The organism is Corynebacterium incognita, from assembly GCF_014217255.1.
Taxonomy (GTDB): domain Bacteria; phylum Actinomycetota; class Actinomycetes; order Mycobacteriales; family Mycobacteriaceae; genus Corynebacterium; species Corynebacterium incognitum.
On the sequence record NZ_CP059404.1, the window covers coordinates 2,271,684 to 2,297,931 of the forward strand.

The following is a 26,248-nucleotide window of genomic DNA, read 5'->3' on the forward strand; positions in this document are numbered from 1 at the left end:
ACTAGTCTACGATGGAACCCATGACTGAAGTACGCGTTCGATTCTGCCCGTCGCCCACCGGCACTCCGCACGTCGGCATGGTGCGCACCGCCCTGTTCAACTGGGCTTATGCCCGCCATACCGGCGGTAAGCTCATCTTCCGCATCGAGGACACTGACGCCGCCCGCGACTCCGAGGAGTCCTACCAGGCCATCATTGATTCTCTGACGTGGCTGGGCATGGACTGGGACGAAGGCGTCAACGTGGGCGGCCCGCACGAGCCATACCGCCAGTCCCAGCGCGGCGATATCTACCAGGAGATCCTCAACAAGCTTATCGACGCCGGCCACGTCTACCCGGCGTACTCCACCAACGAGGAAGTCCAGGAGCGTCACAAGGCCGCGGGCCGTGACCCGCAGCTGGGTTACGATAACTACGACCGCGACCTCACTGACGAGCAGAAGGCCGCTTTTGAGGCCGAGGGCCGTAAGCCCGTGTGGCGCCTGCGCATGCCGGAGCAAATGTGGGAGTGGACCGACCTGGTGCGCGGGGAGATGTCCTTCAAGCCCGAGACCCAGCCGGACTACGTGGTGGCCCGCTCCAATGGTGCCCCGCTGTACACCCTGGTCAACCCCGTCGACGACGCGCTGATGGGCATCACCCATGTGCTGCGTGGCGAGGATCTGCTCTCCTCGACGCCGCGACAGCTTGCGCTGTACGAGGCCCTCAAGGATATCGGGGTCGCTGAGTTCACGCCGGAGTTCGGCCACCTGCCATTCGTGATGGGCGAGGGCAACAAGAAGCTTTCCAAGCGCGACCCGGAGTCCAACCTTTTCAACCACCGCGACAACGGCATCATCCCCGAGGGGATGCTGAACTACCTGTCGCTGCTGGGTTGGTCCCTGTCTGCGGATCAGGACATCTTCACCATCGACGAGCTGGTGAAGAACTTTGACATCCAGGATGTTTTGGGCAACCCCGCGCGCTTTGACCAGAAGAAGCTAGAGGCAATCAACGCCGACCACATCCGCCTGCTGGAACCGGAAGAGTTTGTCTTCCGTCTGCGCAATTACCTCACTGAATACACGGACTTCCCGGCAGACTACGACGGGGAAAAGTTCGCCTTCGCCGCGGATCTGGTCCACACCCGCATTAAGATGCTGCGCGATGCTTACGATCTTATGAAGTTCCTGGTCGTCCCAGACGCCGAGCTCACCCTGGACGAGAAGGCGGCAAAGAAGAACCTCAAGGAAGATGCCGTTGAGCCTCTCGACGCCGCGCTGCGCGTCCTCGAGCCCATCGGCGAAGGGGAGTGGAAGACCGACGTCATCGAGGCCGCGCTGTCAAAGGCTCTCATCGAGGAGCTGGAGCTTAAACCGCGTAAGGCTTACGGCGCACTGCGCGTCGCCGTGTCCGGCGCCGCTGTCTCGCCGCCGCTGTTCGAGTCTATGGAGCTGCTTGGCCGCGAGTCCACCCTGGCACGCCTTCGTGCAGCACGTGAGTTGACCCCATGGCAGGCTGAGGCTACTCAGTAGCCGCTCAGGGGGAAACCTTGTCTAGTCGGGCGCCGGATGTCTTCCGGCGCCCGACTTTCTGTGCAGGTTATCAGCGCTACGGCCTGCAACATTAAGAACGCGCCGATATTTCTCTTAGGTTTTCCGGTTTTATTGCGTCGACGGTCTAGTGCGCCATAAAGTCATATTCATGGCTCCCCGGATATTTGTCACTGGTGCGGCAGACGGAGTCGGCGCTGCCGTCGTCCGCCACTTCGCGCAACGCGGGTGGCTCGTGGGGGCCTACGACTCCCGAGAACCTGACTACTCCGAACGTGCCCCTGAGCTCGTGGGCCTTACAACGATTTTTCCAGGGCAGCTTGACGTTACCGGGGCCGCAGAGTGGGGTAGCGCCCTTTCAGAATTCGCGTGGCGCAGCAACGGCCCTGTTAACGCCGTTGCCAATTGTGCAGGCTTGCTTATCGACGATCCTTGGGCCCAAGCCGGGCGTGAACAGCTCGAGCTTCTTGTTCATGCCCATTCCACGGGCCTCATTCTGGGGGCTCGCGCCGCGGCGTCGTACCTTGCTGACTCTGGTGGCCAACTCATCAACGTCTTCACCGTGACGGCTGACGAGGCGCGGCACGTCGGCGGCCGCTTGGACGCGATCCAATCCACAGTGCGGTCCCTCACGGACAAGCAGCGCGCCGAGTGCCGCGGGCAGGGAGCGCACGGCGTACGCATCGTAGACTTCGTCCCAGTGTGTGTACTGCCTTAACGGCATCACCACCATGACGTTGACCCACCGCGAGAACAACCTGACATCGCCCAGTGCGATCGCTACGCAAGTCTGGGAAGCGCTCCATCCCAGCAACGCAATCCAGTACGGTCACGTTCACTACGGTCAAGCACCACGGGACCGGGCCTACGCGGCCGTGACGGCGTATTTGTCAGATCGGGTGGCGAACTTTGTCCGCAAAGTCTTTGGCTAAACTTCTGGAGAGTTCATTCAACCGCGAAAACATAGTCTGTGCTGGCGATTTGTCCGAATAACGCTGTTGTGGTTATAGTTATTAACCGTTGCGCAGGAAGCCAACACCACAGCGAAAGCCGGACTGGCCAAGCGTACGGTGGAAAGTTTCAGAGCAACAAATGCCCTATGGTGTAATTGGCAACACAGCGGTTTCTGGTACCGTCATTCTAGGTTCGAGTCCTGGTAGGGCAGCAGCGGATATCTATTCGCGTCCTATATGCCCCGTTCGTCTAGCGGCCTAGGACGCCGGCCTCTCACGCCGGTAACACGGGTTCAAATCCCGTACGGGGTACAACACGGAAGTCCCGAGCGTTTATCGCTCGGGACTTTTGCTTTGTCTAGGGTTTTGGCTATGCCCTCGCCGTTACTGCGGCACAGGAAACTCGGAGGAACGGGAAAGTCACGTGAGTAGTGACGGGTAACGATTTTTTGGGCAGCGATAGATGGAGTGCGCGCATTCCGTTCGCCGCCGAGCGGGGCGCTCATTATTTTTGTTGGGTTAAGTAGCAAAAAGTGTGTCTGCCGGCGTGTCGTCGGCATCGGGGGTTAGCGTAGTGGGCCTTTCCGGATTCTGATGTCGGGGTCGTAGGTGTCTGGGATAGTGTTGTCGTAGAAGGCTGGGCGTCCGGTTTCTTGGTCGGCTGCGTTGTGGTCTTCAGGTTCTAGGTCGTTGACTTTGGCGAGTTGATCTAGTCCGAAGTTGCACTGCCTGGCGATTTGTAATGGGTCGTCAGGCAGTTGCGTTTTGCTGTGCAGCCACCACTCGAGCATGCGCCGTTGTCGCTCTCCTGAACGCCCTCTGTGTATTCGGGCTAAGAGCTTGAGTTGGGAGTTGATTGCTCCTTCCAGGCTGTTTGTCGTCGATGCCCATTGTGGGTTGATGGATTTCGGGTCGGGTTCGATGTAGGTAAACAAGAATCCTTTCTTCGATAGGTTCAGCAACGACATGTAGGCCTGGCGCACGCGTGGGTGGGTGTATTCCCAGGTTTTTGTGGCGGTGCGTCGGTCTTTGGGCAGTGGTGTCTTTTCGTTGAGGAAGTCGTGGTAGACCTGCCCGTATTCGTGTAGGTGGACTGTCCATTGCGCTGCTTGTTCCGCTGTAGAAACAGCGGTGAGCTGTAGTGCTAGTTGGTAGATGGCTTGTCCTGCAGGGGTGCGTGGCCGGCTGGTGGTGTAGCGGCGTACGACGCGTTGTGCGTGGACGAGGCAGCGTTGAATTTTGGTGTTGGGCCACAGCTTTTTAATCGCGCTATATGCGCCGCGTCCGCCGTCCATGACAACGCATAGCGGCGGCGCTAGTTGGCTGAGCAGTTCTAGGTAGGCCTGTGTTGATTCGGCTTTCGCCCAGTGCCAGGTGATGACATGGGTGCGGGTAGCGGCGATAAGCAGGCATCCTGCGGCGGTGTAGGGGCCGTCGATAAAGACCTGGTCAAAGATGCGTTCCGGGTCGACCGTGTTGGGGATGTCGATAAGCCACAACGGCCGGAAGCGTCGATCCATACTCCACCTGCTTAGCCCACGTTCCTGAGCGATGGCGCTAAGCGTTTTATGCGCGGTGACGTAGGCGTGGAAATCGAGGAAATCTTGGGTGTGGCGCTTATCCGTCCTGGAACGTGTCAGGGATTGTCCGCAGCTGGGTGCGGTGCAGCGCCAGCGGGTTTTGCCTGCTTTTGTTGTGCCGTTTTTCTTCATCGCCCCTGCACAACCGGGACATCGTGGTCTGTTTGTAGTCACCGAACTAGCAAACAAGATCCGCTTACCACACCAGCTCGTCAGATCCCGGTATTGAACGAAAACGGAGGTGGAATAACGCCGCAGACGTTATTCCACCCTGATTTATCTACTCTTACCAGCATGTATCACGGTTTACTGGACACACTTTTTGCTACTTAACCCTTTTTGTTCGGGAACATTCAGTGCCTGTGGTGTATCAGACGTTGTGAAAGTTCACATCATCTATCGCTTCGAAGGAGCGTCGCTATGAAACGTGCATCACTACTGTCTGTCTTACTCGCCGGCGCAATGACTCTTGCCTCGTGTGGAATGGTCGACAACATCACCGGGGGTTCGGAGTCCGATAAGGAACCGATCGTCGGTGAGACCAACACTGCCGCGGAAGCTTCAGGACCTGCCGAGTCTACAGAGTCTGCTCAGGCGTCGTCCGAGACCTCAAAGGCTGAAGCGGAAACAGAGTCTGCACCGAGTTCCGCGGCTGGAGACGAGGAATACATCCAGGGCGGTGAGGAATTCGCGGTCGAAGGTTCCACGGCAACATTGACCGGTACCGTCCCGGAGGAGTGGTACGGCGGCGTCAAGCCGGGGCAGAGCGACACCGTCGCAATGCAGGACGCGGAAAGCCTTCAAGACTCTAGCCTGTTGCCCCAGGCCGTGGACATCTCCATCGTTCCCAAGAGCCTTCACAAGGGCGTGAAGGCCAAGCCCTACCTCGACGCCCAGCTCAAGGGAGACAACGCTGAGGGGCGCACCCAGCAGAAGAAGCTTGACGACATCACCATCGACGGTGAGAACGCCTACGGTTTCACCTTCGTCGGCGAGGAGTTCAATTCCAACGAGATGGAAGCCCGAATGTACGTCGTGGAAAAGGACGGTGACTATTTCGGCATCGCCGGTGTGACGGACCCGAAGGCCCCCGACTGGGATGATTTCGAGGAGTTGCTCGAATCCATCCGTTTCAAGTAGCCCACCAAAATATGCACTAGTTCCGCAGCACAAGTACAATGTCTACCTCGGCGGAGGGGGTGCGCATTGAGATCGAATCCTTTGCTGTAGGCAAGCAGAATCAAAGGCTCAGTCTGGCCGGGTACCGCGTCCGGCGTATGCGCTCGTTAGAACACCACGTCACGCCGCTCAGCTTGGATAGTCCCTTTCTTGTAGGAGGCCAACCGGTGGTGGGATTTACCTACCAAGAGTGCCCCGAGACAGGGAGCAGTGTGCAGGTTGAGGAGTGGATTGTGCGTGGCGACGACATGTGGGTCATCGTGCGTGGTGCTGCGCCGAAGGGATCTGATCACTGGAGCGCATTCGAGAAGTTCCGAGTTAATCTCACAATTTCCTAGGCAGACCACACGTGGCACTAGCTTTTATGCGATATTGATCTACAGGTAACAACTTAAAATAAGGAAACGTCGTGAAAAATCACTTCCTCTCCTCGCGAGGCTCGCGGCCTGCAGCCTCGTCGTAGGCGGCTGTAGCGGTGATTCCGCGCTCAGCACTGGACACAAAGCCGACTCCCGAGGTGCCGACTCTGACGTCGTCAACCCCTCCAACCTGGCTCAGCACACCGCACCTGCCGCAGTGCCGGGTGACGGCGGGGCGTCGACAAGCAACGCCAACTCTGCGGACGCCACGGTTGTGGTGGGCGATGACGCCATGTCAGGCGAGGAACGCAGTCGCTAGCAGAAAAGAGGAACAACTCCACCATCAAGTTTCTCACCATTGAGCCAAACCAGCCCTTCGTCATTCGTGGCAAGGAGTCGGAAATCCACGGCGTCATGCCGGGGGATAAGTACGCCAAAGTCATCGGCGAAATCCCGGCTGACATCCGCACTTCTGACATCGATAGTCAAGGTCTGAAGAACACCTACTCCAACGTCGTGGCTTATATCTCGCATTTTGATGAATCCATCATGCGCGGGCGTTCTGTGGACGAGTTCGTGCGTTATTTCTCGGAGGACCGCAGGAAACAGTACGTGGAGACCGAAATCTTAGAAACTCGCACCATCCTGGGGCAGGAAGCCACGGGGCTGATGCAATACGAGGAGTTCGAGGGCGGCCTCATGGTTCGGCACTTCACCTATTTCGTCACCTTTGAAGACGACGTTTATGCCATTGGTGGTGACCTCATCGACCAGAGCTCCGACGATCCAGAACCCATTTTCAAGATTCTGGATGACATGGGCCTGAGTGGGCATGTGAGTGCAAGCAGAGCGCTGTAAACGGTCTTTGACCTCATGATTTGGCGAATGGGACGGCGGCGGTTAATGTTATGGAGTCCGTAAGGAACGCGCCCCGTTCGTCTAGCGGCCTAGGACGCCGGCCTCTCACGCCGGTAACACGGGTTCAAATCCCGTACGGGGTACAACGTTGGTCCCGAGCTCTGATGAGTTCGGGACCTTTTGTCATAGCTGACGCGGGAAGGCAGAACTCACCGGTATGGCGCGGTATGGTGAGGTTCCCCCGCCGTGGTGGTGATGTGCGACTCAGTTGCGTGTAATACAGGTAACGGGTGGTGGCATTGCCGAGATGGTGTAGGGGAGTGTTATTTATCAACTTTGAATTGGAGAATCCATGCATCCGAGCATGACATCCCGCCTCGCAGCCGAGCTGCTGGGCACCTTCGTGCTGGTATTCGGCGGTTGCGGCAGCGCAATCTTTGCCGCCAGCGTTTTGTCCGCAGACAACGAGAACGTGAACATGGGCATCGGCTTCGCCGGTGTCGCCCTTGCTTTTGGTTTGACCGTACTCATCATGGCCTACGCCGTAGGTCACATTTCTGGTGGTCACTTCAACCCGGCCGTGACCCTGGGCGCCTTCCTCGCGGGACGCCTGGAAGCCAAGGCTGTGCTGCCATACATGGTTACCCAGGTCATCGGTGCGTCACTGGCCGGTGGCGCGCTCTACCTCATCGCCAGCGGCAAGGAGGGCTTCAGCGCCGTAGAGTCTGGCTTTGCCACCAACGGTTACGGCGAGCTCTCGCCGGACGGCTACTCCCTGGTCGCGGTTCTCCTGGCGGAGACCATCCTCACTGCCATTTTCCTGTACGTCATTCTGGGCGCTACCGATGAGCGCGCGCCGCAAGGCTTCGCACCGGTGGCTATCGGTCTGGCACTCACTCTGATCCACTTGGTGTCCATCCCGATCTCTAACACCTCCGTGAACCCGGCCCGCTCCCTGGGGGTCGCCTGGTTTGCAGGCTCCGAGCCACTGATGCAGGTGTGGGCTTTCATTGTGGCCCCACTGGTAGGCGCGGCTATTGCTGGCCTGACCTACAAGTCGCTGTTCCCGAACACCTCTGAAGAGGTTCTGGAGCGCTAGAAACAGCAGTCTGGCTGCCTGCAGCGCAGTGAGACCCCATGAACTAAGGCGGGTGCCCGGCGGGTGCCCGCTCTTTTTGTACCCGCACTTGAACGTCCGGCTGGGGGGAGTCTTTCCGCACGGTGTGTCGGATGAAAGAAGGGGGCGCTTTTGTCGAGCGCAAGGCGCGAGTTACCTATATTATTCCCCTTAAGCATTAGTGCATGTGTACTCACTTGATGACAGCAGCAGTGGCTGCTCATAGTCTTGGAAGGAAAATCCATGAGCCCGATGAATCTGATGAACAAGCCTGCCCTCCTGTGCGTCACCGTGGTCACCGTGGCAGGACTTGGCCTTTCTGGCTGCTCCGCCGTACAGGAGGCCATCGGCGGTGGAGAGAAGGAAGATTCCGCGTCCAGTGGCGACGGCAACACCGGCAAGGCGGTGGGCGAGGGAGCACAGGCCGGTGAAGGCGCCGAAGGTGAGGGTGCCGAGGGTGGAGAGAAGAAGGACGGCGGCATGTTCGACGGCCTGTTCAGCAACGCCACCGAACACACGGTGGAGTTCGAGGGCGGCGAGGCCATTGTCAAGGCACCGGAAGACTGGACCGCCAAGAGCGAGGAGATGCTCGAAGAGATGGGCATGTCTGGCGTTAATATCCTGAGTCCGGAGGCGCAGGAGCTCCCGGAGCTGGAGGCCGGGGCCGGTGGAGCTATCACCGTGATGGTGGCCAAGCGTGATGGACAGTTCGTTCAGGACGCAAAGACCATGGCGGAATTCAGCGCTGCGGACGCCGAGGGCAACAACGCGCAGGCGGGAATCAAGACCGAGTACAAGGGCGAGACCACATTGGACGGCAAGACCGCCCACGAGGTGACCACGTCCGGCAAGGCCGGCGACAAGGACATCGAGGGCTTTGGCTACATGATGGACCTCGGTGAGACGCACGTCCTCACCGTGAGCGCGACCGGTGAGAAGGGCTCGGACAACGTCAAGAAGGCCAAGAAATTCGTGGAGAAGACCAAGATCAACATCAAGTAGCCGGGCTTCATTCATGGCGGCCGATGCCGCCACACGGCGATTGCAGTGCCTACAGCGCGGCGGCGAGCTTCGACGCGGCGTCGACTAGCTCGCCGCCCCACTTCTTACCGGGGTCGGGGCGTAATCGCTCGGCGGGGCCGGAAATGGATAACGCCGCGACGAAGTGGCCGTTCGGGTCGAGGACGGGGACAGACACACTAGCCAGGCCCACCTCGCGCTCCTCGACGGATTCTGCCCACCCGTCGGCGCGGATCTTGTCGATGTCCTTGGTGCTGAATGCCTCGTGCGGCTTGACGAACGCCGCGATGACGCGCGCGGCGGAGCCCGAGTGCAGGGGGAGCTCGGTACCCACCGGCACCACGTTGTGCAAGCCGGAGGCAGGCTCGGCGGTGGCGATGCAGGTGCGCGTGTTGCCTGTGAGCTGGTAGAGCTGCACGGACTCACCGGTGCGTTCCTTCAGTTCGTCCAAGACAGGGCGGGCGGCGTTGATGAGGTGGTCCCGGTTACCGGGAAGCGCCGGGCCAGCCATCCAGCGGCCATCCTCGCGGCGAACGAGGATGCGGTGTGCTTCGAGCGCAGTGGCCAGGCGGTGAGCCGTGGCGCGGGGGAGCCCGGTCTGCTCCACGAGTTCATTGAGGCTGCTCGGCCGGTTGGCAGCTGCGATCATGATGGCCACCGCCCGGTCGAGCACTTTAATGCCGGATACTTCGCTAATTTCTCCCATACGATGATATTAGCGTATCGCCTTATGGTAGGTGAAGTTGTTGTCGCCGAGTCCTTCCCCGTTAGTCGACCACGATGCGGACCGCGCCCTTATCCGCCGACGCCGCCATGGAGGCATAAGCTTTGAGCGCCTTGGAATAGGTACGGTCCCGGCCGACGGGCGTCCAGGGGTGCTCCCGCTGCTCCATGGCGGCGCGGCGCTGGTCCAAGGTGTTGTCATCGACGTCGAGGCGCAGGAGTCCCTCGCGCACGTCGATGGTGATCTGGTCGCCGTCCTCAACCAGCCCGATGAGCCCTCCCTGCGCAGCCTCCGGGGAGATGTGGCCGATGGAGAGCCCGGAGGTGCCGCCGGAGAAGCGGCCGTCGGTGATGAGCGCGCACTTCGCGCCCAGGCCGGAGCCCTTGAGGAACGAGGTGGGGTGCAACATCTCTTGCATGCCCGGTCCGCCGGCGGGACCTTCGTAGCGGATGACGATGACATCACCAGGCTGGACTTGCTTGCCTAAGATGATGTCCACCGCCTGCTCCTGGGATTCCACGACGCGCGCGGGGCCGCTAAAGTGCCACAGTTCCTCATCGACGCCGGCGGCCTTGATGATGGCGCCGTCCGGCGCAAGGTTACCGCGCAGTACCTTGAGTCCGCCTTCGGCGGAGTAGGCATGCGCGACGTCGTGGATGCAGCCTTGCGCCGCGTCCGTATCGAGGGTGTCCCAGGTGTTGTTCTGGGAGAAAGGCTCCGTGGTGCGTGTGCCGCCGGGTGCGGCGTGGAAGAGTTCTAACGCGGCGTCGGTAGGCCGCTCGCCGCGGATATCCCAGTCGTCTAGCCACGCTTTCAGGTCTGGGTAAGCGATGGAATGGACCGAGTCTTTGAGGAGGCCGGCGCGGTGTAGCTCGCCCAAAATGGCGGGGATGCCGCCGGCGCGGTGGACGTCCTCGATGTGGTAGATGCCGTTGGGCGCCACCTTGGACAGGCAGGGCACTCGCGCGGAGATAGCGTCGATGTCCGCGAGGGTGAATTCCACCTCGCCCTCGTAGGCCGCGGCCAAAGTGTGCAGGATGGTGTTGGTGGAACCGCCCATGGCCATGTCCAGGGCCATGGCGTTGTAGAACGCGTCCTTGGTGGCGATGTTGCGCGGCAGGACGCTGGCGTCGTCCTCACCGTAGTAGCGTTCGCAGAGCTTGACGACGGCCTGTCCGGCGCGCGTGAACAGATCCCGGCGCGCGGCGTGCGTGGCCAACGTCGTGCCGTTGCCGGGCAGTGCCAGTCCAAGCGCCTCGGTGAGGCAGTTCATGGAGTTGGCCGTGAACATGCCCGAGCAGGAACCGCAGGTGGGGCAGGCGGATTCCTCGATCTGGTCGAGCTGGGCGTCGGTGACGCTCTCGTCCGCGGAGGCGGTGATGGCGTGGACGAGATCGAGTTTGCCCTGAAATAGCGCGGGGTTGTCCATGGGCGAGCTGGTGACTCCGGTCTCGGGGTCCACGACGAGGGCCTTGCCGGCTTCCATCGGGCCGCCGGAGACGAACACCGTGGGGATGTTGAGGCGTAGCGCAGCGTTGAGCATGCCCGGGGTGATCTTGTCGCAGTTGGAGATGCACACCAAAGCATCAGCGGTGTGGGCGTTGACCATGTACTCGATGGAGTCGGAGATGATCTCGCGCGAGGGCAGGGAATAGAGCATGCCGCCGTGTCCCATGGCGATGCCGTCGTCAACGGCGATGGTGTTGAATTCCTTGGGCACGCCGCCGGCTGCGCGTACCGCGTCGGCCACAATGTCGCCAACGTTGTTGAGGTGCACGTGGCCGGGGACAAACTGGGTATAGGAGTTGGCAATAGCGATGATGGGCTTGCCAAAGTCTTCCTTGGCCGTGCCGGTGGCACGCCACAGGGCGCGGGCTCCGGCGGCTTGGCGGCCGACGGTGGTCACGCGGGAACGCAGTGGGATCATCGCTTCCGTCCTTTCTGGGAGGGGACTAGATTTGGGTGGCTGTTGATGTGCCGTGGCCTTCGAGCTTAGGACACGAGGGGCGTTTCGTGCAGCTAGATATTCCACATTCTGAAACAAATTCATGAACTTGTCTCAAAATGCTAGCGGATGTTGGTGGAATGTGTATAAGATGGGTCACATGATTAACGGACAGGTAGTAGTACTAATTAGCTCGCGGCGCTCGCCGTGGCGATACTTCTAGTTGTCGTTGCCGCCAGCGCCCTCGTTTCAGCCATAGTGCTGAGCCGGGGGCTTTCTTCATATCTGGTGGTGTGCTAGTGCTACGCCGCCTTCAGTTAGTCATCGTTCGGCCATCGCTGAACAACCATTTTGACCTGCAACACCGAGAACCAAAGGAGGCCCACATGGGCAGGCGAGGAAGGAGGGCCCGGTCATGGCGGCGATATTAGACGAGCCGGGGCATGCTGCGATTGCTGGCACCCACCGCACTGAGCCACTGCGAACCAAGGAACGCTTAAGCGGTGCGCACGCGGTGGTGCGTTCCTTGGAGAATTTGGGCGTGGAGACCATTTTCGGGATCCCCGGCGGGGCGGTGCTACCGCTCTACGACGCCCTCTATGAATCCACCGCGCTGCGGCACGTGCTGTGCCGACACGAACAAGGCGCCGGGCACGCGGCAGAGGGCTACGCGGTAGCCACCGGCAAGGTCGGGGTGTGCGTGGCCACCTCGGGCCCTGGAGCCACCAACCTCGTCACCGCCATCGCCGACGCGCAACTGGACTCCGTGCCGCTGGTCGCCATCACCGGGCAGGTGGGCCGCAGCCTGTTGGGAACCGATGCGTTCCAGGAGGCAGATATCCGCGGCATTACCATGCCGATTACCAAGCACAACTTCATCGTCACCGAGGCCGAGGACATTCCGCGGGTACTGGCGGAGGCGTTCCACCTCGCATCCACGGGGTGCCCCGGCGCGGTGTTAGTGGATATCCCCAAGGACGTTCAGAACACGGTGTTCGACTTCCACTGGCCGCCGGTGGTGGACATGCCAGGCTACAAGCCGAGCACTACCCCGCACCCGTTGCAAGTCACTGCCGCGGCCCGGCTTATGCACGACGCGCAGCGCCCGGTGTTCTACATCGGCGGCGGCGTCGCGCGGGCGGGGGCGGCGCAAGAACTGCGCGACTGCGTGGAAGCTACGGGATTCCCCGTGGTGACGACGCTCATGGCGCTGGGGATTCTGCCGGATACGCACCCGCAGCACCTAGGGATGCCGGGAATGCACGGAACCGTGCCCGCGGTGGCCGCGATGCAGCGCGCAGACCTGCTCATCGCGGTGGGCACGCGTTTCGACGACCGCGTCACCGGCGACGTCGAGTCCTTCGCGCCGGAGGCCAAGGTCATCCACGTGGACATTGACCCGGCGGAAATCGGCAAGAACCGACAGGTCGACGTACCGATTGTGGGCGACGCTCGCAAGGCCCTGGTGGCGTTCCGCGAGGAATTCACCAACCTTGCCGGGGCCGCGGCGGCGGAACCCCGGGCGTCGGAAAGCGCGGACTTGGCACCGTGGTGGGACTACCTCAACGGGCTGAAGGAGAAGTTCCCCAGGGGATATACCCCCACGCCGGACGGGCTCATGAACCCGCAGTTCGTCATTGAGCAGCTCTCGGCCCTGGCGTCCGAGGACGCTATCTTCTGCACCGGCGTGGGGCAACACCAGATGTGGGCCGCCCAGTTCATCGACCACCGCGCGCCCCAGAGCTGGCTGACCTCCGGCGGCGCGGGCACGATGGGCTACGCGGTACCCGCGGCGATGGGCGCCAAAGCAGGGCGGCCGGACCGGGAAGTCTGGGCCATTGACGGCGATGGCTGCTTCCAGATGACCAACCAGGAAATAGTCACCGCGGTGTGCGAGGGTTTTCCCATTAAGATCGCGGTGATCAACAACGGCAACCTGGGCATGGTGCGGCAATGGCAAACGCTCTTCTTTAACGAGCAGTACTCGCACACCAAGCTCGGCATGGCGGATCGGTACCTGCCAGACTTCGTCGCCTTGGCCGAGGCCATGGGTGCGGTAGGGCTGCGTGCGGAAAGGGAAGAGGGTGTCGCCGACGTCATCGCTCGTGCACGGGACATCAATGATCGCCCGGTAGTCATCGACTTCATCGTGGGCGAAGACTCACAAGTGTGGCCCATGGTGGGCGGTGGTGCGTCGAACTTCGACATCGAATACGCCCGCGGCCTCAAACCGCTCTTCGACGGGAACCAGGAGGCCGAACATGTCTGAGTTCACTCGCGGAACCTCTGGCCCGGCCCCAGAGCAGACGCTGCACACCATCGCGGTGTTGGTCCAAGACGTCGAGGGCATCACCTCGCGCGTCACGGGAATGTTCTCGCGCCGCGGTTTCAACATCGAGTCACTGGTCTCCGCTTCCACCGGCACCCCCGGCATTCAAAGGCTGACGCTGGTGGCGTGGGCGGACGAGCACACCATCGAGCAGATCATCAAACAGCTGCACAAGCTCGTTCCGGTCCTCAAGGTCAAAGAGCTTGAGGGGGAGCACACGGTGGCGCGCGCCCTGATGCTGGTGAAGGTATCCGCGGACGCGACCAAGCGGCCCCAAATCGTGGACGCGGTCAACATCTTCCGCGGGCGGGTGGTGGACGTGGCCCCGGACTCCGTGGTCATCGAAGCCACCGGCGCGCCGGGCAAGCTGCAGGCGCTACTCGACGTCCTGGAGCCCTTCGGCATCCTGGAGCTGGCGCGTTCCGGGCACGTGGCGCTACGGCGCGGCTCTAAGGTGTTGTCCTCCAAATACGCCTAGGCTGCGGCTTCTAGACTGGAAGTAAGGCTGGTGGAAGCAACGCTGTGATTGCCTCCTGTGTTCAACCACGACAATTCATTCCCCATTCATTACATATCGAAAGGTAAACACCCATGACTGTAGAAACTTTTTACGAAGACGACGTTGATCTGACCCTGATCCAGGCGAAGAAGGTGGGCGTCGTGGGCTTCGGCTCCCAGGGTCACGCGCACGCGATGAACCTGCGCGATTCTGGCGTAGCCGTCAAGGTGGGCCTGCGCGAGGGCTCGAAGTCTGGCGACGCCGCTCGCGAGGCCGGCTTCGAGGTGGCGTCGGTGGCCGAGGTGGCCCAGTGGGCAGACGTCGTCATGGTGCTGGCGCCGGATACCGCGCAGAAGGCGATCTACGACGCTGAAATCGCGCCGCACCTCGAGGACGGTGACGCGGTGCTGTTCGGCCACGGCCTCAACATCCACTTCAAACTCATCGAGCCGGCGGCGAATGTCACCGTGGGCATGGTTGCTCCAAAGGGGCCTGGCCATCTGGTGCGGCGCCAGTTCGAGGATGGCAAGGGCGTGCCGTGCCTCATCGCGGTGGAGCAGGACCCGCAGGGCAGCGGCCGCGACCTCATGCTGTCCTACGCGGGCGCCATCGGCGGCGCTCGGGCGGGCGTTATCCCCACGACGTTCGAGGCGGAGACCGTCACGGACCTGTTCGGCGAGCAGGTTGTGCTGTGTGGCGGCCTGGAGGAACTCATCAAGACTGGCTTTGACGTCCTGGTGGAGGCGGGCTACGAGCCGGAGATGGCGTACTTCGAGTGCCTGCACGAAATCAAGCTCATCGTGGACCTCATCTTCGAAGGCGGCCTGGAGCAGATGAACTACTCCATCTCGGACACCGCGGAGTTCGGTGGCTATGTTTCCGGCCCGCGCATCATCGACGCTGCCACTAAGCAGCGTATGAAGGACGTGCTGGGCGACATCCAGGACGGCACCTTCACCCGCAAGCTGGTGGCCAACGTCGACGGCGGCAACAAGGAGCTCGAAGAGCTGCGCGCGAAGACCGCCGCGCATCCTGTTGAGCGCACGGGCAAGCAACTGCGGGCCATGATGAGCTGGATCAAATAAGAGATTCCAGCGCGCAGGCGCGCCAGTTTCGTGTACACTCCCTTTCCAAGAGTTCATCTAGTGGAAAGAGAGTTTCATATTATGAGACTTGCAGTTATTGGCGGAGACGGCATCGGGCCGGAAGTCACCGCGGAAGCACTCAAGGTTCTGCGCGCCGTCCACGATGAACTAGACGCCTCTGCGCCGCTCGACATCGTGGAGTTCCCGTACGGCGCGCAACACTTCCTGGCTACGGGGGAGGTGCTGACAGACGAGCAGTTGGTAGAGCTGGCTACTTTTGATGCCATCCTCTTGGGCGCCGTGGGCGCGCCAGGAAAGGTCGAGCCCGGAGTCTTAGAGCGCGGTCTCCTTCTTAAGCTGCGGTTTGGCCTGGACCATCACGTCAACCTGCGGCCTTCCTATCTCTACCGCCCGGAGCACTCGCCGCTGGCGGCGCCCCGTGAAGCGGGTGCCGCGGGAATCGACTTCGTTGTCGTCCGCGAGGGCACCGAGGGGCTTTACTGTGGCAACGGCGGCAGCCTGCGCCGCGGTACGGCCCACGAGGTCGCCAGCGAGGTCAGCCAGAACACCCGGTACGGGGTGGAGCGCGTTGTGCGCTACGCCTTTGACCTGGCGCGCACCCGCCGCAAAGAATTGACCCTGGTGCACAAGAAAAATGTGCTCACCTTCGCCGGCGACTTGTGGCAGCGCACCGTGGACGAGGTAGCGGCGGACTATCCGGACGTCACCACGGCCTACGAGCACATCGACGCCGCGACTATCCACCTGGTCAATGACCCGGGCCGCTTCGACGTCATCGTCACCGACAATCTCTTTGGGGATATCCTCACGGACCTGGCTGCGGCGATTACCGGCGGGATTGGTCTCGCGGCGTCGGGAAGCATCGATTCCTCTGGCGCGAATCCGCCGATGTTCGAGCCAGTCCACGGCTCCGCCCCGGATATCGCGGGCACCGGCGTGGCCGACCCGGTGGCGGCGATTTCGTCCGTCGCACTGATGTTGCGGTATAGGGGAGAAGAGGACAAGGCACAACGCATCGAGGCCGCGGTGGCCGCGGAGCTGGCGCAGCGTGACGGCACCACCGTGCGCACCATCGACGTCGGCGACCGAATCGCGGCAGCCGTGAGTACGAAAGGGGCTTGAGGACATGACAACGCCACCACAACAACAAAGACGACCCCGTACCTTGGCGGAGAAGGTCTGGGACGCGCACGTCGTCCAGCGCGGCGAAGCTGGTGCCCCGGACCTGCTGTTCATCGACTTTCAACTCCTGCACGAGGTGACGAGCCCGCAGGCCTTCGAGGGGCTGCGGTTGGCCGGGCGCACGCTGCGCCACCCGGAGCTGCACCTGGCCACCGAGGACCACAACGTGCCCACCGAAGGGATAAGCACGGGCGCGATAACAGAGATCCGGGACCAGGTATCGCGTACGCAGGTGGAGACGCTGCGCCGCAATTGCGCGGAATTTGGCGTCAAGCTGTATGCGATGGGCGAGGAGCAACAGGGCATCGTCCACCAAGTTGGACCGCAGCTGGGCATCACGCAGCCGGGGATGACCATCGTGTGCGGCGACTCTCACACCTCTACGCACGGGGCGTTTGGTTCCATAGCCTTCGGGATCGGCACCTCCGAGGTCGAACACGTCATGGCCACCCAGACTCTGCCGCTGGCGCCGTTGAAGACCATGGCGGTGGAGGTCAGCGGTGAGCTCCGCACGGATGTTACCGCCAAAGACCTCATTTTGGCTGTCATCGCTCAGATCGGGACCGGCGGTGGACAGGGCTACATCATCGAATACCGCGGCGAGGCTATCGAAAAGATGAGCATGGAGGCGCGCATGACGGTGTGCAACATGTCCATCGAGGCCGGCGCCCGGGCCGGCATGGTGGCCCCGGATCAGACCACGTTCGACTACGTGCAGGGGCGCGAGCACGCGCCGTGCGGCGCGGACTGGGACGCCGCGGTGGAGTACTGGAAAACTCTGCCCACGGACGAAGGTGCCAACTTTGACAAGGTGGTGCACATCGACGGCGCGAGCCTGCGTCCCTTCGTCACCTGGGGAACCAACCCGGCGCAGGGTGTGCCGCTCGACGCCGCTGTGCCGGACCCCGAGCAGGCCCCTGCAGGCGAGCGCACGGGCGTGACCAAGGCGCTGAGCTACATGGACTTGACGCCCGGTACACCCTTGAAGGACATCGCCATCGATACGGTGTTCCTCGGTTCGTGTACCAACGGCCGCATCGAGGACCTCCGCGCCGCGGCGGATGTGGTGCGCGGGCGCCGCATCGCGGACGGCACCCGCATGCTGGTGGTGCCGTCGTCCACCCAGGTCAAGCGGCAGGCTGAGGCCGAGGGGCTGGACAAGGTGTTTATGGACTTCGGCGCACAGTGGCGCTCCGCTGGCTGCTCGATGTGCTTAGGGATGAACCCGGACCAGTTGGCGCCGGGGGAGCGTTCGGCCTCGACGTCGAACCGCAACTTTGAAGGCAGACAAGGCCCTGGCGGCCGCACGCACCTGGTCTCGCCGTTGGTCGCCGCGGCCACCGCGGTGGCCGGGCATTTGGCCGCGCCTGCGGACCTCGGCGTCGAACAGCACGCCACCCCGAATGGTGAAGGAGTAAGCCATGGATAAGTTTCGCACCCACACCGGTATCGGTGTGCCCCTGCGGGCGTCGAACGTGGATACCGACCAGATCATCCCGGCACGATACCTCAAGTCTGTGCGCCGCACCGGCTTTGAGGACGGGCTGTTTGCCAATTGGCGGACGGACCCCGAATTCATTCTGAACAAGGAGCCGTTTTCTCGTGGTTCGGTGCTGTTTGCCGGACCCGACTTCGGTACCGGCTCCTCCCGCGAGCACGCCTCGTGGGCGTTGAAAGATTACGGATTTAAGGCGGTGTTTTCTCCGCGCTTCGCGGACATCTTCCGCGGCAACGCGGGTAAGAACGGATTGTTAGCTGGAGCGATGGACGAAGCCGCCATTGTAGAAATCCAGGATGCGCTGGATGCCGCCGACTCGGTCGAAGCGGCGGCGCAGGTGACCGTGAACCTGGAGGACAAGACGGTAAAGGTAGGGGAGAACTTCTACCCGTTCGAAGTGGACGAATACACCCGCTGGCGGCTTATGGAGGGCCTCGACGACATCGGGCTGACCCTGCGGCACGACGACGCCATAGGGGCCTTCGAACAACAACGCCCAGGGTTCTTGCCAACGGTGGGATAAGCGGGCGTCGAAACGCAGCGGTTGAAGAGGCGGTTGGCGCCGCGGTGGCTTGCAGCGAGGGCTACCGGACCGGCAGGGCGCTGGCGAGGTAGTCGGCGCCGGTGAGCTCGCCGTCGTTGAAGGACAGCGACCACACGGAGCCCTTCTTGCAGTTGATGTCCGAGGCGTCGAAGAACACCGGTTCCAGCGCTTCGATGATGCCGGGGATGGCGGTGCCTTGGCTGACGATGACCGGGACGCCTCCCGCTTCGACGATCTTCTTGAAACGCTTCAGCGCCTTCTTCGGGTCAGCCATGAACGCTTCGTCGCCGAAAGCAGCATCGACCTCGACGGGCAGGTTGAGCTCGTCGGCAAGTGGAGCCGCAGTCTGCTGGCAGCGGTCCGGCTCCGCGGAATAGATGGCAGTCGGCTTAAACGGAAGCAGCATGGGCACGAGCATTTCCGCCTGGCGGCGCCCCTTCTTATCCAGCGGGCGCAGGTTGTCGTCGCCCTCCCACTTCTTCCGGTCGTGAGCCCGAGCGTGGCGGACATACAAAACGCGGGTAGAAGGAGCCAGCTTGAGGCGTTTTTCGGCCTTACGCAGCACCTGTGCGTCCAAGTCGTAGGAGACCAACTCGCAGGCCTCATCGATAGACATCCACCGGATCTCATTGACCTCATCGTTGGGGGTGAACTCGCCGCCCTCGACCTTGCCTGTCCAGTAGTAGACCACCTTGGTGCGGTCCATGACCGGGTAGGTGACCTTGCCGATCAGTTTGCCAAGGCGCACTTCAAGACCGGTTTCCTCCAGGATTTCTCGCGCCGCAGTGGTGGGCAGGGACTCGCCCGGGTCCACCTTGCCTTTGGCCAAGGACCAGTCGTCATAGTGAGGGCGGTGAATGACCGCCACCTCGGGGTTATTCTTATCCCCGCGCCAGAGCACCGCTCCGGCCGCCAGCGTTGCGCGGGAGTACTCAGCAGTGGGGTCTACAGGAATCTCTTGGTGGCGCCCGGTGACCAAGACCTCGTTCTTCTGATCTTTGTCGGTCTCATGCAACGTGGCGTGCTTGGACATAGCGCTCCTTGATCGGTGGTCAAACGTGTTTTCCGTCCGCGGTGAGGATCGACGGGTTAAAGCTGACCTCATTTTAACGGATAACGTTGCTAGTCCGAGTGAGCTCCCGCGCCATACGCGGGGCGTCGCGCGGGGCGGTGTGGCGCCCAGAGTCTTCGGTGATGGGGCTTAGGGGGCGGAGGCGTTAAACCCCCGCGAAGTGTGCGCCTGTACCCTAAGCTAGGAAACGCTATCTGTTTATGCAGAGATAATGATAGAAGTTAGCGATTGAACGGTTGGCGAGTCGATGCGAGCGGGGCCGCGATGGCGTCGGCCCTAGCGGGTGAAGGAGTAGGCGAGTGGCAAACGTAACGGTCATGGGCGCGGGGTCGTGGGGCACCACCCTTGCCAAGGTGTTTGCTGACGCTGGAAATGACGTGCGGTTGTGGGTCCGCCGCGAGGAGCTGGCGGATACCATTGCACGCGAGCGCCGTAACACCGACTACCTGCCTGATATCGCTCTTCCCGAGTCGATTGTTCCTACCACCGTGCCTGCCGACGCCCTGAGTGACGCCGACATCGTGGTCCTCGCGGTACCGTCGCAGACCCTGCGGGAGAACCTGAGCGCATGGCGCGACGTTGTGCCACCCGGAGCGACGCTGGTGTCGATTTCCAAGGGCGTGGAGCAACAGACTCTCAAGCGCATGAGCGAGGTGGTTATCGAGGTTAGCGGCGCCGAACCAGAGCGTGTGGCGGTCTTGTCCGGCCCGAACCTCGCGCGTGAAATCGCCGAGGAACAACCCTCCGCGACGGTGATTGCTTGCCCGAACGAGGAGCGCGCGAAACAGGTACAGATGGCGGTGGCCACCGGATACCTCCGTCCGTATACCAATACAGACGTCATCGGCGCGGAAATCGGCGGCGCCTGCAAGAATGTCATCGCGCTGGCGTGTGGCATGGCCTCGGGCAAGGGGATGGGCAACAACACCATGGCCACGATCATCACCCGGGGTTTGGCAGAAATTACCCGCCTGGGCGTGGCGCTGGGTGCGGATCCGCGCACACTGCCGGGGTTGGCCGGGCTGGGTGACCTGGTGGCCACCTGTTCGTCCACCCTGTCGCGCAACCGTACCTTCGGCTACCGGCTGGGCCAGGGTGGAAGCATGGAAGAGGCCCGCGCGGCGGCGCACGGCCAGGTAGCCGAAGGCGTCATTTCCTCGCACTCCATCTATCAATTGGCGCAGCGCCACGGGGTGGATATGCCTATTACCCAGGCGGTCTACGGTGTGTGCCATAAGCACGTGGCCGTAGATGAGATGATTGTGGCGCTCATGGGGCGTTCCAAGAAGTCTGAAGTGCACTGACGCTGCCCGCTCTGCGTCCCACGCTGTGTTGCGCGTGCAGATGCGACAGGATTAGGCCCTGTCTGCCCGAAGAGTCGCTGCGGAGCCGGTAATATGGCGCGAATGAACGAGAAAATCCGCGTGGCCGTCATCTACGGTGGCTTGTCTACTGAGCACTCTGTTTCCTGCGTGTCCGCCGGTGCCGTCATGGCGAACCTGGACCCGGAGAAGTATGAGGTTGTTCCCATCGGCATTACTCGCGAGGGAACATGGACCCCGGGCGTGACCGAGGGACTGGAAATTACTGACCGCGTCTTGCCCGAGGTCACCCTCGGCGACGAGCTCACGCTGTCGCTCAACCCGGCGACCAAGGGGCAGTTCTACAACACCTCCACCGGCGAGCTGCACGCGGAGGTGGACGTCATCTTCCCCGTCCTGCACGGACGCTACGGCGAGGACGGTACCGTGCAGGGACTCTTCGAGCTGTCCCAGGTGCCTTATGTGGGAACCGGGGTGTTGTCCTCCGCGGCGGGCATGGACAAGGAATTTACCAAGAAACTCATGGTCGCTGAGGGCTTGCCGGTGACTCCCGAGGTGATCCTGCGCGACCGTGACGAGTTGACCGCTGCGGAGCAGGCGGAGCTGGGTTTGCCGGTATTCGTCAAGCCCGCCCGCGGCGGCTCCTCCATTGGAGTCTCCAAGGTCTCCGCGTGGGACGAGCTCCCCGCCGCCGTGGCTCTGGCGCGCGAATCCGATGACAAGGTCATCGTGGAAGCCGAGCTGGTGGGCGACGAGGTCGAGGTTGGCGTCCTGCAGTACCCGGACGGTTCGTTGTACGCCTCCGTTCCGGCGAAACTCAACGACACCGAGGAATCGGACGAGGGCTTCTACGGGTTCGAAACCAAATACCTCGACGACGTGGTCACCCCAACTATCCCGGCTCCGTACGAACCGGCCTTGATCCAGCAGATTAAAGACATGGCTATTGAGACTTTCCGGGCCCTGGATTGCGAGGGCTTGGCCCGCGTGGACTTCTTTGTGACTGAGGAAGGGCCGAAGCTCAATGAGATCAACACCATGCCTGGCTTCACCCCGATCTCCATGTACCCGCAGGTTTTCGCGGCCAGTGGGGTGCCCTACAGCGAGCTTCTCGACGTCATGATTGCGCAGGCGTTGACTCGGCGATAGACCCGCTTAACTTCTGGATGGCATCCGCCGCGGCGTCCTGCGGGATGGATACGGCGATGTCCGTGCTGCGACCCAGGGCGTACCACGTTCCAGCCGTGGTGCCCTCGGCGAGGGTGGTGTCTTGGAACCACGGGACGTCGTTGAACTGCTGCAGGCGCTCACCCGCCTTGTAGTTCTTCGGCGGCTGCACCCCGCACCGCAGTACGACCGGCTCCAGCCCCTCGCCATTCCACACTGCGGTGTGCGGGGTCTCCGCGATGTCCGAGGGCGCCCGTGTGTAGCCGTCCCCAACCGAATCCGGGAGCGCGGACAGGAGCTCGTCGCAGGTGTCACTCACCTTCTCTGAGTTCTTAGCGTTCTTGAGATCCTTCAAGGGCGCCGGGTAGGGCTGGGCTTGCGTTGCTTCCAACGCGCCGAGGTCCAGGCCTTCGGGCTGCTGGCCTGTCGACGCCGTGATGGCTACCGTCGGCTTCGTTGACACGGAATACCAGGTCACGAGCTCCGAACCGGGGGTTTGATCCGCTACCTTGAGCCAGCGGGCATTCGTGCCGGGAACCTCCGTGGTCACCGAGTAAGCCGAATACTGGAATGGAAGACGTACTCCACACCGCAGCTTTACGTCGTCCCCGCCGCGCGCATTGCGCCACGCGGCCACCCCGGCGGGTGCGGGGTCGGCAATCTTCGCGCGCTTGGCCCCCTGGAAGGACTCTGGCAGTGCGGCGATGAGCTCGGTGCATTCCGCGGAGTCAGCTTCCGGAGAGTCCACTGGGGCCACCGCGACAGGGGAGAGCGCCACGTTATTGTAGTAGTACCGGGCGCCGAACAGTACGCCCAGCACCAAAAAGAGCGCAAGCCCCAAAGACACGTAAACCAGCGGGCGGTGGAATTGGTTCTGCTCGTTCATAATGGTTCATGGTAGCCATTAGCCCGGCCGTTTCGGACATTGAGGAGAACACACCGTGCACGATTTCCCCATCGACGCCGCGCCGACGCTCGAGGAGCTTGGCGAGCACCTGGTCATTCAGGAAATTGTTGCCGCGGCGCCTAGCGCGATCAACGGCGACGACGCCGCGGTGATGTACCCTGCCGAACCCAACACGCGAACGGTGGCCACGACGGACACTCTTGTGGAGGGGCGCCACTTCCGCCGCGAGTGGTCCACACCGCGGGAAGTCGGCCACAAGGCCATCGTCCAGAACTTCGCCGACGTCGAGGCGATGGGCGCGCGCCCACTCGCCGCGTTGCTGTCATTCGCGGCGCCCGGGGATACCCCGGTGGGCTACGTCAAGGAGATCGCGTCCGGTATCGCGGAGCGCTGCAAGCTCTACAGCGCGCAGCTGGTAGGTGGCGACCTCACGCGCGCTGACCAACTGATTCTTACGGTCACGGCCCTGGGAAGCCTGGGGGGATCGCGTAAGCCTCTGACCCTCGATGCAGCGCGCGTCGGACAGCGCATTGTGGCGCACGGCAAGATTGGCTACTCGGCCGCGGGCTTGGCACTGCTGCAGCACTACGGTCGTGCGCATGTTCCCGAGCGGTTTGAACCGCTGGTCTCAGCACACGTCACCCCGCACCTCGAGCCGGGGCGCGGCATCGTCGCCCGTGCTACGGGCGCCACGAGCATGACTGATAACTCTGATGGTCTCGTCGTGGATGTGGGCGCTATCGCCCGGCGCTCTGGAGTCGGTATCGATCTAGAGGCCGAGGCCATCGCCCCTGATGAGTTATTGCTCGCGGCGGGTGAGGCAGTGAATCAGGACCCATGGGAATGGGTACTCAGTGGAGGGGAAGACCATACGCTCATCGCCGCGACCGACAAGGACGCCGCCAGTGGCTTCCGTCCGATCGGCCGGGTAGTCAAGGGGGCCGGCGTGACCGTCGATGGTGCGAAGCCTCGCTACAACACCGGATGGACGAGCTACTGATGGAGCGCAGAGATGACCTTTCCGACGCCAGTGTCCGCGACGTCAACTATGCCGACGTGGTGGCGCATATTCACCCGAGTTGGCTCCCCGCACTGGAGCCTGCACTTGAGGGCGTCCTCCCACGCATTATGGACGAGCTAGCAGGACAAGATTTCCTTCCAGCGCCTGACCACATATTCCGTGCCTTGGAGATGTCGCTGGACAAGGTGCGCGTCATCATCTTGGGCCAAGACCCTTATCCCACCCCAGGCCATGCCATGGGCCTGGCGTTTTCCACCCAGCCTGGGGTCCCCGCTCCGAAGAGCCTGCGCAACATATACACAGAGCTCAAAGAGGACGTGGGGTTGCCGAACGTGCTGGGCCAAGCTGGCGACCTGGGCGAGCCCGCGAAGACTGACGGCGATCTCCGCGCCTGGGAACGGCAAGGAGTATTACTCCTCAACCGTGTGCTCACGGTCGCCCCGGGACGGGCCGGTTCCCACCGCAAACTGGGGTGGGAGGAGATCACCGCCGCGGTGCTGCGCGCGCTCAATGAACGGGAGACTCCACCGGTGGCGTTTTTGTGGGGCAAAGACGCCCAGGCCGCCGCGAAACTCATGCCGAGGGTTCCCGTCATCGCGTCGCCGCACCCCTCGCCGTTATCTGCTTACCGCGGTTTCTTCGGCTCAAGGCCATTTTCGCAGGCAAACGAGCTGCTGCAACGCAGTGGTTCGGCCCCCGTGGACTGGCAGTTGTAGAATTGCACGCATGTCACCCACCAGCCCTGCCGACGCGACCACGTTGTCCGAGACTTCCGACGCGTCAGGCATCGCCGATGCTGGCCGCGCCCCCGCGACTGCGCCGGTCGATGATGCTGTGATCGACGCCTCGGTATTGGAGCAGTGGGCCCGCTTGGCGGTGGAGGAGCTGGAGCGTTGCCGTGAGGACATCAATGCTCTCAACGTGTTTCCCGTCCCGGATTCGGATACCGGGTCGAACCTCCTCCACACGATGAAGGCCGCCGTCGCCGAGATGGACAATGGTGGCCCCGTTGCGGAGGCACTCGCATTGGGCAGCGTGCGGGGAGCGCGTGGCAACTCCGGCATGGTGCTGAGCCAGGTGCTGCGAGGAGTCGCCGACTCCGCGGTGGAAGATCACCTCGACGCGCACGGCTTCGCTGAGGCACTTCACCTCGCGGTGAACCTCGTCAACCGCGCGATTTCCGATCCCGTTGAGGGAACGGTCTTGACCGTCCTGCGTGCCTCCGCCGACGCCGCCAATGAGATGCTTCGCCACCAACCGAAAGCCTCAGTGGCTGCCGCCGTCCAACAGGCGCTGGATGCTGCGGAAGAGGCGTTGATTGAAACGACGACGCAGCTCGAGGCGCTCCGAGAAGCCGGCGTAGTGGATGCCGGGGCTACCGGATATGTGGTGGTCTTGCGCGCCCTGCGCGACGTCCTCGACCCGGATACCTCGCGCGACGCGGACGTCGACAAGCCCGAAGCACAAGGAACCAAGACTCGACCCGGTGCCGGAGTGGACGAAGCGGGGGACAATCGTGGCGACATGCCTGCTGACGTGCACACCGGTATGCATAACGGCACACAGCAAGAAATTGAGGTGGTCCTGTTCTTTACCGGGGACATCGCGGCCCTGGAGCGCTCGCTGAAGCCGATGGGAAACAGCCTTGTGGTGGCGCGAGCCAACGAGGACAGGGCCAACGTGCATATCCATACCCGCAAGGCGGGAGAGGTGATTGAGGCCGCCTATGCGGCAGGCCAAGTCTCAGACCTGCACCTTGAAGTTCTGCCCGGGGCCGAGCTACCCGATGCCGAGGCTACGACGTCGCGTGAGCCGCGCGTCATCGCCATGGCGCCGCCGGGAGAGGTGGCGCAGCTCTTCGCGGAGACTGGCGCCATCGTGGTGTCTAACGCGGACGAGCTGGCGCAACTGGGCGTTCTGAACGCCGAGGACATCGTCCTGCCCAACGGGCAGCTCGCGGACACCGGTGAGTTCCAGGCGCACACGGCGGCGACGGTCATTCGCACCGGATCACTTGTGGCCGGCGTCGCGGCGCTCGCGGTGTACTCACCGCTGTCGGATGATCCCATCGCCAACATGGTGGATGCCGTGGGCACCATGCGGGTGGTGCGCCCCGCCGAGGAATCGGTGGACGCCATCATTCGCGCGTGCCGAGACGAGTTGGCCGAGGGCGGGGAACAGATCACCGTGTTGACCTCTGTCGCGGTGGACGCCGAAGCGCTCACCGAGGTATTAGAGTCCAACGTGTACGGAGGACAGTCCATCGACGTCATCGTCGTGCCGGTCACCGGCGTGGCGACGGAGATCGGCGTCGAGTAGCAAGCGAAGCATGGA

General features: G+C 62.4%; 22 protein-coding genes and 3 tRNA genes. 20 read left to right on the forward strand and 5 right to left on the reverse strand.

Going from position 1 to position 26,248, the window contains the following annotated elements:
* The first annotated feature begins 11 nt into the window (after window positions 1–11).
* From gltX to H0194_RS10560, 4 genes are all read left to right on the forward strand, one after another.
* Window positions 12–1,514 (forward strand): glutamate--tRNA ligase, encoded by a 1,503-nt coding sequence (gene gltX, locus H0194_RS10545; RefSeq protein WP_185175823.1) that lies wholly within the window; start codon window positions 12–14, stop codon window positions 1,512–1,514.
* Between the two features lie 169 nt (window positions 1,515–1,683).
* Entirely contained in the window at window positions 1,684–2,250 is a 567-nt protein-coding gene (locus H0194_RS10550) for an SDR family NAD(P)-dependent oxidoreductase (protein ID WP_185175824.1), read from the forward strand.
* Between the two features lie 375 nt (window positions 2,251–2,625).
* Window positions 2,626–2,697 (forward strand) — tRNA-Gln (locus H0194_RS10555).
* Window positions 2,698–2,724: 27 nt separating this feature from the next.
* Window positions 2,725–2,797 (forward strand) — tRNA-Glu (locus tag H0194_RS10560).
* A gap of 254 nt (window positions 2,798–3,051) precedes the next feature.
* Here the strand turns inward: H0194_RS10560 and H0194_RS10565 are convergent.
* Window positions 3,052–4,239 (reverse strand): IS1249 family transposase, encoded by a 1,188-nt coding sequence (locus H0194_RS10565; protein WP_185175825.1) that lies wholly within the window; start codon window positions 4,237–4,239, stop codon window positions 3,052–3,054.
* Between the two features lie 246 nt (window positions 4,240–4,485).
* Between H0194_RS10565 and H0194_RS10570 the strand changes: the two genes are divergently transcribed.
* The 5 genes from H0194_RS10570 (at window position 4,486) to H0194_RS10590 (ending at window position 8,580) form a co-directional block, all read left to right on the forward strand.
* Window positions 4,486–5,205: a hypothetical protein gene (locus H0194_RS10570; protein WP_185175826.1), complete on the forward strand. Its 720-nt coding sequence runs from the start codon at window positions 4,486–4,488 to the stop codon at window positions 5,203–5,205.
* Between the two features lie 812 nt (window positions 5,206–6,017).
* Window positions 6,018–6,461: a hypothetical protein gene (locus tag H0194_RS10575; RefSeq protein WP_185175827.1), complete on the forward strand. Its 444-nt coding sequence runs from the start codon at window positions 6,018–6,020 to the stop codon at window positions 6,459–6,461.
* 70 nt (window positions 6,462–6,531) lie between these two features.
* Window positions 6,532–6,604, forward strand: a tRNA-Glu gene (locus H0194_RS10580).
* 221 nt (window positions 6,605–6,825) lie between these two features.
* Window positions 6,826–7,560 carry an aquaporin Z gene (gene aqpZ / locus H0194_RS10585; protein WP_185175828.1) on the forward strand — a complete coding sequence of 245 codons (735 nt, stop codon included), beginning with the start codon at window positions 6,826–6,828 and terminating at the stop codon, window positions 7,558–7,560.
* Window positions 7,561–7,821: 261 nt separating this feature from the next.
* Window positions 7,822–8,580, forward strand: coding sequence for a hypothetical protein (locus H0194_RS10590; protein ID WP_185175829.1), 759 nt, complete (start codon window positions 7,822–7,824; stop codon window positions 8,578–8,580).
* Window positions 8,581–8,629: 49 nt separating this feature from the next.
* On the opposite strand, the gene H0194_RS10595 is transcribed toward H0194_RS10590, so the two are convergent.
* Window positions 8,630–9,304 (reverse strand): IclR family transcriptional regulator, encoded by a 675-nt coding sequence (locus H0194_RS10595; protein WP_185175830.1) that lies wholly within the window; start codon window positions 9,302–9,304, stop codon window positions 8,630–8,632.
* Window positions 9,305–9,365: 61 nt separating this feature from the next.
* Entirely contained in the window at window positions 9,366–11,249 is a 1,884-nt protein-coding gene (ilvD, locus tag H0194_RS10600; protein ID WP_185175831.1) for a dihydroxy-acid dehydratase, read from the reverse strand.
* Window positions 11,250–11,682: 433 nt separating this feature from the next.
* Between ilvD and H0194_RS10605 the strand changes: the two genes are divergently transcribed.
* The 6 genes from H0194_RS10605 to leuD all read left to right on the forward strand — a co-directional run bounded on the left by H0194_RS10605 (window position 11,683) and on the right by leuD (window position 18,404).
* Window positions 11,683–13,536 carry an acetolactate synthase large subunit gene (locus tag H0194_RS10605; RefSeq protein WP_185175832.1) on the forward strand — a complete coding sequence of 618 codons (1,854 nt, stop codon included), beginning with the start codon at window positions 11,683–11,685 and terminating at the stop codon, window positions 13,534–13,536.
* Window positions 13,529–14,074, forward strand: coding sequence for an acetolactate synthase small subunit (gene ilvN, locus H0194_RS10610; RefSeq protein ID WP_185175833.1), 546 nt, complete (start codon window positions 13,529–13,531; stop codon window positions 14,072–14,074). The genes H0194_RS10605 and ilvN overlap by 8 nt, the downstream gene beginning before the upstream one ends.
* Before the next feature lie 113 nt (window positions 14,075–14,187).
* Window positions 14,188–15,180, forward strand: a complete 993-nt coding sequence (ilvC, locus tag H0194_RS10615) for a ketol-acid reductoisomerase (protein ID WP_185175834.1) — start codon at window positions 14,188–14,190, stop codon at window positions 15,178–15,180.
* An 81-nt stretch (window positions 15,181–15,261) separates the two neighbouring features.
* Complete coding sequence (locus H0194_RS10620) at window positions 15,262–16,323, forward strand: 3-isopropylmalate dehydrogenase (RefSeq protein WP_185175835.1); 1,062 nt, start codon at window positions 15,262–15,264, stop codon at window positions 16,321–16,323.
* Between the two features lie 4 nt (window positions 16,324–16,327).
* Window positions 16,328–17,812, forward strand: a complete 1,485-nt coding sequence (gene leuC, locus H0194_RS10625) for a 3-isopropylmalate dehydratase large subunit (protein WP_185175836.1) — start codon at window positions 16,328–16,330, stop codon at window positions 17,810–17,812.
* Entirely contained in the window at window positions 17,805–18,404 is a 600-nt protein-coding gene (leuD, locus tag H0194_RS10630) for a 3-isopropylmalate dehydratase small subunit (RefSeq protein WP_185175837.1), read from the forward strand. Before leuC ends, leuD begins: the two co-directional genes overlap by 8 nt.
* Before the next feature lie 61 nt (window positions 18,405–18,465).
* On the opposite strand, the gene H0194_RS10635 is transcribed toward leuD, so the two are convergent.
* Window positions 18,466–19,458, reverse strand: coding sequence for an NUDIX hydrolase (locus H0194_RS10635; protein WP_185175838.1), 993 nt, complete (start codon window positions 19,456–19,458; stop codon window positions 18,466–18,468).
* 338 nt (window positions 19,459–19,796) lie between these two features.
* On the opposite strand from H0194_RS10635, the gene H0194_RS10640 reads away from it, so the two are divergent.
* Window positions 19,797–20,801, forward strand: a complete 1,005-nt coding sequence (locus H0194_RS10640; protein WP_185175839.1) for an NAD(P)H-dependent glycerol-3-phosphate dehydrogenase — start codon at window positions 19,797–19,799, stop codon at window positions 20,799–20,801.
* A 102-nt stretch (window positions 20,802–20,903) separates the two neighbouring features.
* Entirely contained in the window at window positions 20,904–21,968 is a 1,065-nt protein-coding gene (locus tag H0194_RS10645; protein ID WP_185175840.1) for a D-alanine--D-alanine ligase family protein, read from the forward strand.
* Here H0194_RS10645 and H0194_RS10650 read toward each other — a convergent pair.
* Window positions 21,937–22,872 (reverse strand): DUF3515 domain-containing protein, encoded by a 936-nt coding sequence (locus tag H0194_RS10650; protein ID WP_185175841.1) that lies wholly within the window; start codon window positions 22,870–22,872, stop codon window positions 21,937–21,939. The genes H0194_RS10645 and H0194_RS10650 overlap by 32 nt on opposite strands.
* 55 nt (window positions 22,873–22,927) lie before the next feature.
* Between H0194_RS10650 and H0194_RS10655 the strand changes: the two genes are divergently transcribed.
* Genes H0194_RS10655 through H0194_RS10665 form a run of 3 tightly spaced genes read left to right on the forward strand, consistent with a single transcriptional unit; the run spans window position 22,928 to window position 26,233 of the window.
* Entirely contained in the window at window positions 22,928–23,893 is a 966-nt protein-coding gene (locus H0194_RS10655) for a thiamine-phosphate kinase (RefSeq protein ID WP_246388936.1), read from the forward strand.
* Window positions 23,893–24,630 (forward strand): uracil-DNA glycosylase, encoded by a 738-nt coding sequence (locus tag H0194_RS10660; RefSeq protein WP_185175842.1) that lies wholly within the window; start codon window positions 23,893–23,895, stop codon window positions 24,628–24,630. Before H0194_RS10655 ends, H0194_RS10660 begins: the two co-directional genes overlap by 1 nt.
* A 10-nt stretch (window positions 24,631–24,640) precedes the next feature.
* Window positions 24,641–26,233: a DAK2 domain-containing protein gene (locus tag H0194_RS10665; RefSeq protein ID WP_185175843.1), complete on the forward strand. Its 1,593-nt coding sequence runs from the start codon at window positions 24,641–24,643 to the stop codon at window positions 26,231–26,233.
* Window positions 26,234–26,248: the final 15 nt, after the last annotated feature.

Excerpts from the sequence above, each read along its gene's own strand:
- H0194_RS10595 (WP_185175830.1), bottom strand. The coding sequence starts at position 9,304 with ATGGGAGAAATTAGCGAAGTATCCGGCATTAAAGTGCTCGACCGGGCG.
- H0194_RS10575 (WP_185175827.1), top strand. The coding sequence starts at position 6,018 with ATGCCGGGGGATAAGTACGCCAAAGTCATCGGCGAAATCCCGGCTGAC.
- H0194_RS10660 (WP_185175842.1), top strand. The coding sequence starts at position 23,893 with ATGGAGCGCAGAGATGACCTTTCCGACGCCAGTGTCCGCGACGTCAAC.
- H0194_RS10665 (WP_185175843.1), top strand. The coding sequence starts at position 24,641 with ATGTCACCCACCAGCCCTGCCGACGCGACCACGTTGTCCGAGACTTCC.
- H0194_RS10645 (WP_185175840.1), top strand. The coding sequence starts at position 20,904 with ATGAACGAGAAAATCCGCGTGGCCGTCATCTACGGTGGCTTGTCTACT.
- H0194_RS10570 (WP_185175826.1), top strand. The coding sequence starts at position 4,486 with ATGAAACGTGCATCACTACTGTCTGTCTTACTCGCCGGCGCAATGACT.
- ilvN (WP_185175833.1), top strand. The coding sequence starts at position 13,529 with ATGTCTGAGTTCACTCGCGGAACCTCTGGCCCGGCCCCAGAGCAGACG.
- ilvC (WP_185175834.1), top strand. The coding sequence starts at position 14,188 with ATGACTGTAGAAACTTTTTACGAAGACGACGTTGATCTGACCCTGATC.
- H0194_RS10605 (WP_185175832.1), top strand. The coding sequence starts at position 11,683 with ATGGCGGCGATATTAGACGAGCCGGGGCATGCTGCGATTGCTGGCACC.
- H0194_RS10550 (WP_185175824.1), top strand. The coding sequence starts at position 1,684 with ATGGCTCCCCGGATATTTGTCACTGGTGCGGCAGACGGAGTCGGCGCT.
- H0194_RS10590 (WP_185175829.1), top strand. The coding sequence starts at position 7,822 with ATGAGCCCGATGAATCTGATGAACAAGCCTGCCCTCCTGTGCGTCACC.
- gltX (WP_185175823.1), top strand. The coding sequence starts at position 12 with ATGGAACCCATGACTGAAGTACGCGTTCGATTCTGCCCGTCGCCCACC.
- H0194_RS10635 (WP_185175838.1), bottom strand. The coding sequence starts at position 19,458 with ATGTCCAAGCACGCCACGTTGCATGAGACCGACAAAGATCAGAAGAAC.
- ilvD (WP_185175831.1), bottom strand. The coding sequence starts at position 11,249 with ATGATCCCACTGCGTTCCCGCGTGACCACCGTCGGCCGCCAAGCCGCC.
- leuD (WP_185175837.1), top strand. The coding sequence starts at position 17,805 with ATGGATAAGTTTCGCACCCACACCGGTATCGGTGTGCCCCTGCGGGCG.
- H0194_RS10620 (WP_185175835.1), top strand. The coding sequence starts at position 15,262 with ATGAGACTTGCAGTTATTGGCGGAGACGGCATCGGGCCGGAAGTCACC.
- leuC (WP_185175836.1), top strand. The coding sequence starts at position 16,328 with ATGACAACGCCACCACAACAACAAAGACGACCCCGTACCTTGGCGGAG.
- H0194_RS10650 (WP_185175841.1), bottom strand. The coding sequence starts at position 22,872 with ATGAACGAGCAGAACCAATTCCACCGCCCGCTGGTTTACGTGTCTTTG.
- aqpZ (WP_185175828.1), top strand. The coding sequence starts at position 6,826 with ATGACATCCCGCCTCGCAGCCGAGCTGCTGGGCACCTTCGTGCTGGTA.